The sequence below is a fragment of the Aeromonas sp. FDAARGOS 1416 genome, from assembly GCF_019048085.1.
GTDB lineage: Bacteria > Pseudomonadota > Gammaproteobacteria > Enterobacterales > Aeromonadaceae > Aeromonas > Aeromonas veronii.
In genome coordinates this window covers 3,540,388-3,553,847 of sequence record NZ_CP077301.1, presented here as the reverse complement: position 1 = coordinate 3,553,847, position 13,460 = coordinate 3,540,388, and the positions used below count along the sequence as shown (strand labels likewise).

The following is a 13,460-nucleotide window of genomic DNA, read 5'->3' as shown; positions in this document are numbered from 1 at the left end:
CGGACACCACACGATTGTTGAACACAGTTTCAAAGGCTGCGAATAATATAGGAAATGCCTGAGATCAGGCAAGTGGCTTCGCAGAAAAAATAGGCAACCCCTGGTGAATTCTTCCCAAACGCTGGATCTGGTTCGTGTCGCTGTCCCGGTACCGTTACGCCGTCACTTCGACTATCTCTCTCCCCTGCCGTTACCTGCCCCCGGTTGCCGGGTCGAGATCCCTTTCGGTCCCCAGACCCTGGTCGGGCTGGTGGTGGATCATCCGGTTGACAGTCAGGTGCCCCGCAACAAGCTCAAGCCCATCAAGCGCGTACTCGATACGACGCCGGTGCTGGGGCCGGATATTCTGGCGCTGATGAACTGGAGCGCCAGCTACTACCAGCATCCACTGGGTGAGGTGTTGCCTCACGCCCTGCCAGTGCTGGTGCGCAAGGGGGAGCCAGCCGCCTATCGCGAGCTGGAGTTCTGGTTTGCTACTGAGGCTGGCATGGCCATCGACCTTAACGAGCTCAAGCGGGCGGCCAAGCAGCAGCAGGCGCTCGCCCTGCTGCGCAAGGGGCCGCAGACCCCCTCTGCCCTCAAACAGGAGGAGATCCAGAGCGCCGCTCTCACCGCGCTGGAGAAGAAGGGGCTGCTGGAGAAGCGCTCGCTGGAGCCGAGTCACGATGGCGATTGGGCTACCCGTTTCGAGCCGGGGGAGGGGCTGCGCCTCAATGGCGAACAGGCATTGGCCGTCTCCGCCGTCACCAGCCAGAGCGACAAGTTTGGTGCCTTTCTGCTGGATGGCATCACAGGCTCCGGCAAAACCGAGGTGTATTTAAGCATCCTCGAGCCCTTGCTCAAGGCGGGCAAGCAGGCGCTGGTGATGGTGCCGGAGATCGGTCTCACCCCGCAGACCATCAACCGCTTCCGGCGCCGCTTCAACGTGCCTGTGGTAGCGATGAACTCGGCCATGAACGACAGGGAGCGCCTCGACGCCTGGCTCGCCTGTCGCGACGGCGGCGCGGCCATCCTGATCGGTACCCGCTCTGCGGTGTTCACCCCGTTTAACAACCTCGGCATCATTATCATCGACGAGGAGCACGACGGCTCCTTCAAGCAGCAGGACGGTTTTCGCTACCACGCGCGGGATCTGGCGGTGATGCGGGCTCATCGTGCCGGTATTCCGATCCTGCTTGGCTCGGCCACCCCGTCACTGGAGACGCTGCACAACGCCCGCAGCGGCAAGTATCACCACCTCACCCTGACCCGTCGCGCCGGTAACGCCCAGACCGCCCGTCAGGTGATCCTGGACATCAAGAACGTGCGGCTGCAGGCCGGACTCTCCCCCCAGCTGGAACAGCTGATGGCGGAGCATCTGGCGGCAGGCAATCAGGTAATGCTGTTTCTCAACCGCCGTGGCTATGCCCCGGCTCTGATCTGCCACCAGTGTGGCTGGAGCGCCGCCTGTGAGCGCTGTGATGCCTGGTACACCTGGCATCAGGCCGGGCGACGGCTGCACTGCCACCACTGTGACAGCGTGCGCCCGTTGCCCCACCACTGCCCCGAATGCGGCAGCAACGAGTTGATCGGATCGGGAGTGGGCACCGAGCAGCTGGAACAGTTGCTCACCACGGTTTTCCCTCAATATCCGGTGGTGCGCATCGATCGGGACAACACCCGCCGCAAGGGGGAGCTGGAGACCCATCTCGGCGACATCAAGGCGGGCAAGTACAAGATCCTGATCGGCACCCAGATGCTGGCCAAGGGCCACCACTTTCCGGACGTGACGCTAGTGGGTCTGCTGGATGTGGATGGTGCCCTGTTCAGCGCCGATTTTCGCGCCGCCGAGAAGCTGGCCCAGCTCTACACCCAGGTGGCGGGCCGTGCCGGTCGTGCCAGCAAGCACGGGCTGGTGGTGTTGCAGAGCCACCATCCGGAACATGCCCTGCTGCAGGATCTGACCCAGAATGGCTACGGCCACTTCGCCGATACGGCGTTGAAAGAGCGCCGCCTGTTGGGGCTGCCGCCGTTCAGCTATCAGGGGCTGTTCCGCGCCGAGGCCAATGGCCGTGACGAGGTGCAGCTGTTCCTCGCCCGCCTCGCCGATACCCTGCGCAGCGCCCGCTATCCCCACGTTCAGGTGCTGGGGCCCATCAGCGGCTTTATGGAGCGCAAGGCGGGCAAGTTTCGCATGCAGTTGCTGGTGCAGGGGCCGAATCGGGCACCGCTGGCCCAGCTGCTGGATTGGGCGGTGAAGGAGCTGGAAGGCTGGCCGGAAACCAAAAAGGTGCGCTGGAGTCTGGATATCGACCCCACCGAGCTGAGTTGATGGTGGCACCGGAGCCGGTCGCTGGCAGCTCTCGTCAGCGACCGGGTTTGCCATGCGGGTGCGGGGTTCAGACCCGCAGATCGATCTGCTGCACCCAGCCTCCCTTACCCTGTTCGGTGAGATAGAGGCCGGATTGGCGCAGCACCCCCTGATTGCCGCTCTCCCCCAGATGGTTGAAGGGGGTGTCGAGGGGGCGCAGCAGGATGGCGCCGATCCCCAGCTCCACCAGAGCGATAGGGGCGTGCTCGGGATGCCAGAACTGCAGGGCTGAAAACTGGCTATCCCCCTCATCCAGCACCCCGTTGCCATCCTCATCCAGGGTTGCCAGCTCGCCGAAGCCATTGCCGGAGCGGGCACCAAACAGCTCGCCGCCATCGTCTATGGTGCCGTTGCCATTGCGATCCAGCGCCACAAAGCCGCTGCCTTCACTCAAGCCCGGCAGGCTATCTTCTTTGCCATCCTGATCGATATCGAAGTTGACCCGTGCCTCGGTCAGATCGGCAATCTTGCCATCCAGACTGAGCACCAGCGGGTCTTTGAGGGCATTGAGGGTGGTGCGCCGCTGGCTCACCTCCAGCTGGCGCCAGTCGAGCACAAAGCCGAGATCGAGCTGAATAGTCTGACCATCCCGAGTCGCTACGCTGGCTGACGCCACCACGTTGAGCAGCTCCTGTTGCAGCAGGGTGTCAGTCACCTCCACCAGTTGATCCGGCTCGGCGGCTTGAGCCGCGGCGTCTCCTTGGGTCACTCCATAGCCTCCCTCTTCGGAGGGGTTGATCGGCTTGGGCAGCTCGATTTCGTGGCCCAGCATCGCCTCAATCATCAGCTTGATCAGTCGCTGGCGGTTATCCAGCCCATCATCGGGAATACCATCTTGCTCTTTGCCGACGTCCGCTGCGGGCGGGGCGGGAGGTGTTGTCGCTTGCTGGCTGGCGGCGGATTGCCTCGAGGTTTGCAGCATCAGGGCGCTGGTGAGAGTCAGGGCGCTACTGCGTTCGCCGGCCACTGCCGTGTTGTTGCCTTCCGGTGGATTGACGGCGGGTGGCACGGGCCCAAGATTGCGCACCTTGCGGCTCTGGGCCTGTTGTTGCCGGTATTGCACCTCCCCCTGGAGGTCGTAGTGATCGATGCGCATACGTTCGCCCTCGGCGCTATACATCTGGTCAGTTATCGACCAGAGAATAAGCAGGGCTTAACACCAAATCGGATTAATCAGAGAGGTGGTTAGTACTAGGTTGCAAGGTGGCGGCGTGGCAGGATGGCAAGAGACTGGACGGTGGTGCTGTAGCTGAACATTTTCAGGTAACGCGGCGCACTCTGGCTGACAAGCGGCATCGGTGAGGATAGGGAGAATTACATGGGAAATTGTCTGGTGATGGACGTGGCGGGCTATGGTGGATTCCTGTCTGGCACCCCTTGCATCAATGATGTTGAGGGCTTCACTCATGCGTAACTGTCTGGTGATGGGAGCGGCAGGATATATTGGTTCCTATCTGGTGCCTCACCTGCAAACCCTTGGCTACAGGGTGATTGCCGGGGCGCGCCGTCCCTGCCGCTTGCCTGAGGGGGTCGAGTTTCGCCTCGCCGACAGCCTCAAACCCATCACCCTGCTGCCTGCGCTGGCGAACATAGACACCGTCTTCTATCTGGTGCATGCCATGGGGGCGGGGGCCGATTTTCACCGATTGGAGCAGCAGGGGGTAAAGAACTTCGCTGCCGCCGCCCGCGCAGCCGGGGTGCGCCGCATCATCTATCTCGGGGCAATCCAGCCTGAGCAGTGCAACAGCCGCCATCTCAACTCCCGCCGCCACTGTGGCGAGCTGTTTCGCGAATCCGGTGTGCCTACGGTGGAGCTGCGCGCCGGCATCATCATCGGGCCCGGTTCGGCGGCGTTCGAGGTGATGCGGGATCTGGTGTTCAACCTGCCGATGATGGTGACGCCCAAATGGGTGCGCTCGCGTACGCCGCCGATTGCGCTGTCCAACCTGCTTCACTATCTGGGTGGGCTGGTGGAAGCCGACGAGGTGGATGGCCGCATTTTCAATGCGGTCGGCCCAGAACTGCTCAGCTATCAGCAGCAGTTGCAGAAGTTCGCCGCCCATATCGGCAAGCGCTGCCCCATCATGCCCATCCCGTTTCTGAGTCCGCGCCTCTCAGCCTGGTGGCTGCAGTTTGTTACCTCGGTGCCGCAACCGGTGGCCAAGGCGCTGGTGGGGGGCCTCAAGCACGATATCCCGGCCGACGATGGTCCGCTGCGTGCCCTGCTACCACAGACCCTGCTCAGCTTCGATGAGGCGCTGGCGGAGAGTCTGGCGCTGGAGCAGAAGCTGGGTGCCGAGCAGCAGGGGCAGGAGACTCCCCTCGGCCTGCGCTGGCGCCATCCCGAATATGGTTTTTACGATCGCACCGCCAGCGGCGAGGCCATCTGCCTCGCCTCTCCCGAGGTGGTGTGGCAGGTGTTGCAGCAGCTGGGGGGTGAACAGCGCTACTTCTACATGAACGAGCTGTGGGTGGTGCGCGAATGGATGGATCATCTGATCGGCGGCCCGGCCCGCACCCGTGGCCGCACCAATCCCGATCGCTTCGTGAAGGGGGATATGCTCGACTCCTGGCAGATCCTCGGGGTGGATGAGGGGCGCAGGCTCGATCTCTTGTTCAACATGAAGGCCCCGGGCGTCGGGCGGCTGGAGTTCAACATCCTGCCGGAGGAGTCCGGGTTGACCCGCATCCGGGTCACCGCTCACTGGCACCCGCAGGGCGCCTGGGGGTTGGCCTACTGGCTCGCCATGCTGCCATTCCACCTCTTTATCTTTCAGGGGATGACCGAGGCCATCGCCCGTCAGGCTGAGGCGAGGGCAGGTATCCCGGTGATGGATTAAACCCTCTTCACACCATTCTCGCTGATAGAGTGCCCCGTTCGGGGCATTTTTTATGCGGCGGCCATGCCCGGTTATGGCAGATAGTGGTAGGCGTCTCATGGCAAAGGCTGGCATCATGCCGCGGTCTTGTTTACCGCGGATAGATAATCAGTCAGAAAAAGAAGGGATTATGAAGAAAAAACCGTCAATTTTGGGGGGCGCCTGCATCATTGCCAGCGTCTGCGTGGGAGCCGGCATGCTCGGTCTGCCGAGTTCGGGGGCGGGGGCCTGGACCCTCTGGTCGGTGCTGGCGCTGACCGTCACCATGGTGATGATGACCCTCTCCGGCTGGATGTTGCTGGAATCCTTCCAGCACCACGATATGCGGGTCTCCTTCAATACCGTGACTCGCGAGCTGCTGGGGGAGAAGCTCAATCTCCTCAACAACCTCTCGGTCTACTTTGTTGGCGGCATTCTGCTCTACGCCTATATCACCTCCTCCGGTGCCATCCTGCAGGGGATACTGGGGATCGACAGCAAGCTCGCGTCCGTGCTGTTCGTGGCGCTCTTCTCTGCGGTGGTGTGGCACTCTACCCGCGCCGTTGACCGTATTTCGGTGGTACTGATCGCCTTTATGATCCTCAGCTTCGCCCTCGGTGTGGCCGGTCTGCTCGGCAGTATCAAGCTGCCGACCCTGCTCGATCTGGCGGGCAGCGAGAGTCGCTACGCCCCCTATGCCATGGCGATGCTGCCGGTGGCGCTCACCTCATTTGGTTATCACCACTCGGTTGCCTCCCTGCGTGCCTACTACCAGAACGAGCAGCAGGCCAGATGGGCCATTCTGGGGGGAACCCTGATCGCGCTGGCGCTCTACGTGCTCTGGCTGCTGGGGATCTTCGGCAACCTGCCCCGTCAGGATTTTGCCCCCGTGATTGCCAAGGGGGGTGATGTGAGCGTGCTGCTCTCCGCCCTCTCCGGGGTCATTGAATCGGAGAAGGTGGCCAGCGCCATCAACGGCTTCTCCATGGCGGCCATCCTCTCCTCCTTTATCGGGGTGGGGCTCGGGGTGTTCGACTATCTGGCTGATCTGTTCAAGTTCGACAACAGCCGCGCCGGTCGCTGCAAGACCTGGGCGGTCACCTTCCTGCCGCCGCTGGTGCTCTCCCTGCTCTTCCCGTTCGGCTTCCTGCTGGCCATCGGCTATGCCGGTGCCGCCGCCACCATCTGGACTTGCATCATCCCGGCACTGCTGGTGCTGCGCACCCGGGCGCGGGCCGAGCGGGGCGAAGTCACCCCCCATTTCGTCACCCCAGGCGGCAAGCTGATGGCCTGGCTGCTGATCCTGTTCGGATTGGCGACCGCGCTGTTCCACTTCCTGTCGATGGCAGATCTGTTGCCGGTCTATCTGGGCAACTGAGTCAGGCCTACAGCACTGGCAGAAAGGGTGGCAAGGCCAACTTGCCGCCCTTTTTGCGCCATTTTTACCCCACGCAGCAGGATCTATAACTAAAGTGGTAGGTGTGGGTGGAGTAAGGTGCTGAAACAACTGGTCTGATCTGGCTGGCGGTAGCATGATCTGCTGGGAATGACCCCTGCTTTCTTTTATGATCCCCGCCCTTCTGCGTGCCCCTGTCGGCACCTCATTTGCACCAACCACATCGGGGTCCCCCATGTCCGATCTGCGTCAAGAAGCACTCGATTACCACGCCCTGCCCGTACCGGGCAAAATTGCCATCGCCCTGACCAAGCCTGCCGAAACCGCCCGCGATCTGGCGCTGGCCTACAGCCCGGGTGTTGCCGAGCCGGTGCGCGAGATCGCCGCCAACCCGGCCGATGCCTATCGCTATACCGGCAAGGGCAATCTGGTGGCCGTCATCTCCAACGGCACCGCCATTCTGGGTCTGGGCAATCTGGGGCCGCTGGCCTCCAAGCCGGTGATGGAGGGAAAGGCCCTGCTGTTCAAGCGCTTTGCCGGCATCGACGCCATCGACATTGAGGTGAAGCACGAGACCAGCCAGCAGTTTATCGACACGGTGGCGGCCATCGCCGATACCTTCGGTGGCATCAATCTGGAAGATATCAAGGCACCTGAGTGTTTCGAGATTGAAGAGGCGCTGATCGCGCGCTGCGACATTCCGGTGTTCCACGATGACCAGCACGGTACCGCTATCGTCACCGCCGCCGGTCTGCTCAACGCGCTGGAGATTCAGGGCAAGCTCATCAGCGACAGCCGCATTGTGTGCATGGGGGCGGGGGCTGCCGCCACCGCCTGCATGGACCTGCTGATCAAATGTGGCGCCAGAGCGCACAACATCTTCATGCTGGATCGTCAGGGTGTTATCCACAGCGGCCGCAGCGATCTCAACAAGTACAAGCAGCGTTTCGCCAACGAGACCCCGCTGCGCACCCTGATGGATGTCATCGAAGGGGCGGATGTGTTTGTCGGTGTTTCAGGCCCCGATGTGTTGCCCGCCGAAGCGGTCGCCCTGATGGCGCCCAACCCGGTGATCTTTGCCTGCTCCAACCCGGACCCGGAGATCAAACCGGCGCTGGCCCACGGGGTGCGTAGCGACCTCATCATGGGCACCGGCCGCTCCGACTACCCGAACCAGATCAACAACGTGCTCTGCTTCCCCTTCATCTTCCGCGGTGCCCTCGACGCCCGCGCCAGCCGCATCAACGATGCCATGAAGATTGCTGCGGTCGAGGCGATCCGCGCGCTGGCCAAGGAGCCGGTGCCAGCCGAGGTGCTGACCGCCGCCGGGGTCAGCGAGCTCGCCTTCGGCAAGGATTACGTCATTCCCAAGCCGATGGATGCCCGTCTGCTGCCGCGCGTAGCCCGCGCCGTGGCGCTGGCAGCGGTGGCCTCCGGCGTTGCCCGCATCGAGCTGCCCGCGGACTACATGCTGTAATCCGGCATTGCAAACGGCCCCATAGCGGGGCCGTTTTTATTTCTGCTTCTGGCGACAGCCAGAGACGCCAGCCGGGCGACAGGTTGGGGCATATGGAGGCAAATCGGGTGCAAAGGTGGTCAAACAGCGCTCTCCTCTGACACAATATTGCCACTATGACGCTAACGAGAATCAAGATGCAGCAGCCTGTCAGCGGCCGTTTGGCCCACGCCCTCTCCTTCTTGCGCCATGATGGTCGCCACTTTGCCCAGTTTGTCTGGGGCCGTTTCCAGCAGGACAGATTGACGGTTACCGCCGGCTATCTGGCCTATGTCACCCTGCTTTCGCTGGTGCCGATGATTGCCGTGGTCTTTGGCATGATGTCCGCCTTCCCGGTGTTCCAGAGCCTCAAGCAGGCGATGGAGCAGTTCGTCTACCACAACTTCGTGCCGACCGCGGGCGACATGCTCAAGGAGTACATCGACGGCTTCGTGGCCAATGCCACCAACACAACGGCAGTGGGGATTGGGGCGCTGGTGGTGGTGGCGCTGATGCTGATCTCCGCCATCGACAAGAACCTCAACTACATCTGGCGTTCGACCCAGGGCCGCCCGCTGGCGCAGGCGTTTGCCATGTACTGGATGATCCTGACCCTGGGACCCGTGCTTATCGGGGCCAGTATCGCCATCTCCTCCTACATCTTCTCGCTACGGCTGTTTGGCGCCGAGAGCCTGTTCGGCATCGGCTATCTGCTGCTGCGCGGCTTGCCGTTCCTCTTCTCGGTGCTCACCTTCCTGCTGGTCTATACCGTGGTGCCGAACTGCAAGGTGCGGCTGATCCACGCCTTTATCGGTGCGCTGGTGGCGGCGACCCTGTTCGAGCTGGCCAAGCGCGGCTTTGCCATCTACATCACCAACTTCCCCTCCTATCAGGCCATCTACGGCGCGCTGGCCACCATCCCGATCCTGTTTGTCTGGGTCTATCTCAGCTGGCTGGTGGTGCTGCTGGGGGCTGAAACCACGGCCTGCCTCGGCGAATACGAGAAACCGGCGAGTGAGGAGCTTGGCTAAGCCATCGCCTTGGCCACCGGTTTATTGGTAGCATCGACGACCGCCCTGCGAGGGGGCGGTCGTTCTGTTTTCAAAGGAGAGGGATGTGATTGCATTGATTCAGCGGGTCAGCGAGGCCAGCGTGACTGTCGAGGGGGAGGTGACCGGCGCCATCGGTCAGGGGCTGCTGGTACTGCTCGGGGTGGAGCAGGGGGATGATGAGGCCAAGGCCGACAAACTGCTGCACAAGGTGAGCGGCTATCGGGTCTTCAGTGACGAGAACGGCAAGATGAACCTCAATGTCGGCCAGATCGGCGGCAGCCTGCTGGTGGTCTCCCAGTTTACCCTGGCGGCCGATACCAAGAGCGGGATGCGCCCGAGCTTCTCCTGCGGTGCCCACCCGAGCGAGGCCGAGCGCCTCTATGACTACTTCGTGGCGAAGGCCGCCGCTAGCGGCATCCCGACCGCAACCGGGCGTTTTGCCGCCGACATGAAGGTGGCTCTGGTCAACGACGGCCCGGTTACCTTCTGGCTACAGGTCTGAGGATGCCTGATCCCGCGGTATGACGTGGACGATCACGTTGATAAGCCCAGCGACCGGATAGGGGGTAGCCGGGCCAATCCACTGCTCGATCAGCGTCAGGGCGTGGGTTAGCTCCAGTTCGGTGCGCGGCAGCAGGTTGATGACCAGGGTGCCGGTCAGGCGGGGGGCCAGCGCCCGGTAGAGCCGCTCCTGAAACAGCAGCAGCGGGTTGCCATCCTGACTGAAGAGATCGAGCAGGATGAGGTCGTACTGCTGCTCGCTCTGCTCGAGAAAGGCGAGGGCATCGGCCTGATGGAGTGCCGGAACGGCGCGTTCATCGCTCTCCTGATACTGGAAAAACTGCTGATAAATGGTCAGCACCTCTTCGTCGAGGTCGACGCACTCGTGGCGAGCATCTGGCCAGCGTTGGCAGAGATGGCGGGTGAGATCGCCGCCACCCAGACCCAGTTCTAGGATCCGGGTGGCCTGCTCCGGCAGCAGGCAGGCGATGACCCGTTGATGGGGCAGACAGAGGGTCGCGGGGTTGGCGAGCGACATGGCGGATTGCACCACGCCATCTATCTCCAGCCAGCGGTGCTGGTCATTTTCCTGTACCGTGAGGCGGCGCTGGGGTTTGACGCTGAGGTGCAACAAGTGATCGGCTTGGTACGCTTGCAGATTGAAGTCCATGAATTTGCACGGCAAGATGGTTTCCGACCAGTGTAACTCAAGGATGAAACTATGTACCGGGTAGTCACCCCTCAGACAGTCGCCGAGCTGGATGCCTACTACCAGTTGCGCTGGGAGCTTCTGCGTAAGCCCTTCAATCTGCCCGTCGGTTCCGAGCGGGACGAATACGACACCGTCGCCATTCACCGGCTGATGCTGGCACCCGATGGCACCCCCATCGCGGTGGGCCGCCTCTTTATCGGCGGTGACGAGGCGCAGATCCGCTTTATGGCGCTGCGCCCCGAATATCGCGGGCAGGGGCTGGGCGCCAAAATGGTGGAGGATCTCGAGGAGCTGGCCCGCAGCGAGAAGGTGAAACGGCTGGTGATGAACGCCCGTCAGGAGGCGGTGGAGTTCTATCGCAAGTGCGGCTTTCTCGAAGTGGGGGGCGGCCCCGTCTCCTTCGGCCGGATTCCCCATCGCCAGATGATCAAATCCCTGAGCCCGTTGCAGACCATCCAGTACCGGCCGGAGTGGTGTCAGGATCTCACCACCCGCTGGTCGCGCGGGGTACCCATCAGCGAGAAGATGGGGATGCACATCAGCCACTACGACGGCCAGACCTTCCATCTCAAGGCCAATCTGGCGGCCAATTTCAACGTGCATGGCAGCATGTTCGCCGGAAGTGTCTACAGCCAGTGCGTGCTGGCGGGCTGGGGGCTGATCTGGCTGCAGCTTAAAGAGGAGGGGCTGGTGGGCGAGCCGGTGCTGGCCGAGAGCACCATCAAATATCATGGCCCGGTCGATGAGGAGCCCGAGGCGCGAGTGGCCCGCGAGGGGATGCCCGCCGTGCTGCAGCCGCTCAAACGGGGGGAGCCTGCCACCTTCAGCCTCAAGATCCAGCTGTTCAGCGGCAGCAAGCTGGCGGCGGAGTTCTGCGGTCACTATGTGGTGCAGCCGCCCCGCCGTCCGGGCCAGTAACCGCGTCGTTTCCCCATCAAACAACAAGGCCTCATCATGAGGCCTTGTCTGTTTTTACCCTTGCTGGCTGTCGCTTGTCTGCCCGGTTTGGGTCTGCACTTGGGCCTGGTTTTGGGCTTTCGGTGCGGGAGCCGGTCGCCAGAGCGGGGCGCTGTTGCCTTGCGGCGGATAGCGTACTCCCACTTCCCAGCCGCAGGCGTCCTGCTTCTGCGGGAAGCTCCAGGCCAGTGTGGGTTCCGTCAGCGGCCCGCGCCACTGACCGAGCAGCTCGGCGCAGCGGTTGCCATTGAGGATCCCCAGATCGAGCTGCCACTGTTCGTTGACCAGATCGATCCCCCCTTGCAGCGCCAGCAGATGAGTGATGGTGGAGGCGCCAGCCTGCTCGACTTGTAGTTGCCCCTTGTCGATCTTGCCCTGCAGCTTGATGCGGTAGAAGGGGGTGTCACCCTCCTGCATCGCCTGCCACAGCTGATCCGGCGTCAGGGTGGGCGGAGTCGCGCCCTTGAACCACTCATCCAGCAGCGGATCTATCTTTACCTTGTCCCAGAATGGCTCGTCGGCATCGAGGGCAAAGCTGCCCTGCAGGGTCTGGCGCCACTCGCCCGCCGTTTTGCCGTGTTCGGCTTGCAGGTCGGCGCTCACGTCCGCCTTGCCTGCGAACGACACAGGGGAGTGGAATATCTTGCCCCACTGCTGCAGATCCAGCTTGGTTGCCTGCAACTGCAGGCGGCTGCTCTGGCCCGGTTCGCGGCCCCACTGGCCACTCAGGCTGAGAGTGCCCTCATCCGGCAGCGAGCTGGTGAGCTTGCCCAGCTGCCAGGAGCTGGGGGTCAGCTCCCCATCCAGCTCGCCGTTGCGGGCGCTGAGGCCATCCCACACCAGCTCGAACCACTTGCTCTCGATACGGGCTCGGCCCAGCAGCGGGCCGGGCTGGTTATCGCGCAGGGCGAGATCGCTCAGATAGAGCTGCCAGCCGGTCAGCGACAGGGGCAGGGTATCGTCGAAGGAGAGCACCTTGAGCTTGTCGAACGCCAGCTTGCGGATATCGACCTGCTGCGGGCGCCAGCTCTGCCAATCCTGCCACCATCCCTGCGGCAGGCTGATATCCATGCCGCTCAGCGCCACGTCTTTCAGGGTCAGCTTCTGCTGCTGGGTATCGAGGGAGAGCTCGACATTGAACTCCCCTTCATAGGCCTTGCCCTGCAGTTCGCCGTCGATCTGTTGGGACGAGAAGGCGAGCTTGCCCTTGATCTCCTCCAGCTGGAACAGGCCACGGCCCATGTCCCCCAGGGTGCCGCTCAGATAGCCGGTGGGCTGGCTGCCCGCCTGCCAGTTGAAGGCGGTGAGCTGGCCGCTGAAGTTGTTGAAAGAGAGCTCCTGATTGATGTCGTTGAGGCTGACGCCGTCCAGCTGGCCGCGATCCAGCGACACGCTTTGCAACGGGAAGCGCTGCGGGAAGCCTTGCTGTGTCAGATCGCCCAGCTCCACCCGCATGCCGCGCGCCTTGAGATCGTGCAGTTGCAGGGTACGAGCGGGCCAGTCCAGCACCATGCTGGTCTCCAGCAGACCTTCAAACAGGTTGGTCACCAGCTTGTCGGTGCGCAGCACTTCCCCCTCCAGCCGTCCTTGCAGGCTGAGACGGGCGAAGGTGAACTGCGGAGTCTCCAGCTGGCCGATATTGAGGCTCAGGTTGGCCTGTGGCTGCCGTTTCGGGTCGATCAGCTCCCAGTCACTCAGGGTGGCGTTGAGACCGCGCAGGGTCAGCTCGGGGCTCTCCAGACTGAGGCGATCGATAGTGCTGTCACTGATGGTGAGGGAGTGCACCGGCAGGTTCGGCAGTTGGTTGGGCAGCGGCAGCTTGATGGCGGGGCGAATGAGATCGAGATGGGCGATGCGCACGTCGCGGCTCAGCCAGTCGATGCTCTCGATCTCCAGATAGATCTTGTCGAGGGAGACCGCATCGCCGTAACGCACCTGCTCAGCCAGCAGGGTGTAGGGGTGGAGCGGGTTGAACACCAGTCGCCCTATGGTGACCGGCACGCCTGTCTGCTGGCTGATCCAGCTGGCGATGGGGCCTTTGGCGCGCTCGGCGTCGAACAGGCCGAGGGCAACCCAGACAAACAGCAGCAGGAAGGCAAAGGTGTAGAGCAGGCCGCGTAGCCAGGAATTCATAAGTGC

At 62.7% G+C, this 13,460-nt stretch carries 10 protein-coding genes; 7 read left to right on the top strand and 3 right to left on the bottom strand.

Features of this window, described 5'->3' with window-relative positions:
* Nucleotides 1–103: 103 nt before the first annotated feature.
* Nucleotides 104–2,311 carry a primosomal protein N' gene (gene priA, locus I6L46_RS16125; RefSeq protein ID WP_216976325.1) on the top strand — a complete coding sequence of 736 codons (2,208 nt, stop codon included), beginning with the start codon at nt 104–106 and terminating at the stop codon, nt 2,309–2,311.
* Nucleotides 2,312–2,378: 67 nt separating this feature from the next.
* Here priA and I6L46_RS16120 read toward each other — a convergent pair whose 3' ends face one another.
* Nucleotides 2,379–3,470, bottom strand: a complete 1,092-nt coding sequence (locus tag I6L46_RS16120) for a hypothetical protein (RefSeq protein WP_216976323.1) — start codon at nt 3,468–3,470, stop codon at nt 2,379–2,381.
* A gap of 286 nt (nt 3,471–3,756) precedes the next feature.
* Between I6L46_RS16120 and I6L46_RS16115 the strand changes: the two genes are divergently transcribed.
* From I6L46_RS16115 to dtd, 5 genes are all read left to right on the top strand, one after another.
* Nucleotides 3,757–5,190: a DUF2867 domain-containing protein gene (locus tag I6L46_RS16115; protein WP_216976321.1), complete on the top strand. Its 1,434-nt coding sequence runs from the start codon at nt 3,757–3,759 to the stop codon at nt 5,188–5,190.
* A gap of 169 nt (nt 5,191–5,359) precedes the next feature.
* Entirely contained in the window at nt 5,360–6,586 is a 1,227-nt protein-coding gene (locus I6L46_RS16110; protein WP_159162701.1) for an aromatic amino acid transporter, read from the top strand.
* Between the two features lie 253 nt (nt 6,587–6,839).
* Nucleotides 6,840–8,081 carry a malic enzyme-like NAD(P)-binding protein gene (locus tag I6L46_RS16105; RefSeq protein WP_216976319.1) on the top strand — a complete coding sequence of 414 codons (1,242 nt, stop codon included), beginning with the start codon at nt 6,840–6,842 and terminating at the stop codon, nt 8,079–8,081.
* 176 nt (nt 8,082–8,257) lie between these two features.
* Nucleotides 8,258–9,130, top strand: a complete 873-nt coding sequence (locus tag I6L46_RS16100) for a virulence factor BrkB family protein (protein ID WP_005340664.1) — start codon at nt 8,258–8,260, stop codon at nt 9,128–9,130.
* Nucleotides 9,131–9,215: 85 nt separating this feature from the next.
* A complete protein-coding gene (dtd, locus tag I6L46_RS16095) occupies nt 9,216–9,653 on the top strand; it encodes a D-aminoacyl-tRNA deacylase (protein ID WP_005342646.1) in 438 nt (145 codons plus the stop codon).
* Here the strand turns inward: dtd and I6L46_RS16090 are convergent.
* Nucleotides 9,642–10,322 carry a spermidine synthase gene (locus tag I6L46_RS16090; RefSeq protein ID WP_216978065.1) on the bottom strand — a complete coding sequence of 227 codons (681 nt, stop codon included), beginning with the start codon at nt 10,320–10,322 and terminating at the stop codon, nt 9,642–9,644. The genes dtd and I6L46_RS16090 overlap by 12 nt on opposite strands.
* A 51-nt stretch (nt 10,323–10,373) precedes the next feature.
* Between I6L46_RS16090 and I6L46_RS16085 the strand changes: the two genes are divergently transcribed.
* Nucleotides 10,374–11,282: a bifunctional GNAT family N-acetyltransferase/hotdog fold thioesterase gene (locus I6L46_RS16085; RefSeq protein ID WP_042081677.1), complete on the top strand. Its 909-nt coding sequence runs from the start codon at nt 10,374–10,376 to the stop codon at nt 11,280–11,282.
* A gap of 54 nt (nt 11,283–11,336) precedes the next feature.
* On the opposite strand, the gene I6L46_RS16080 is transcribed toward I6L46_RS16085, so the two are convergent.
* Nucleotides 11,337–13,454, bottom strand: a complete 2,118-nt coding sequence (locus I6L46_RS16080) for an AsmA family protein (RefSeq protein WP_216976317.1) — start codon at nt 13,452–13,454, stop codon at nt 11,337–11,339.
* Nucleotides 13,455–13,460: the final 6 nt, after the last annotated feature.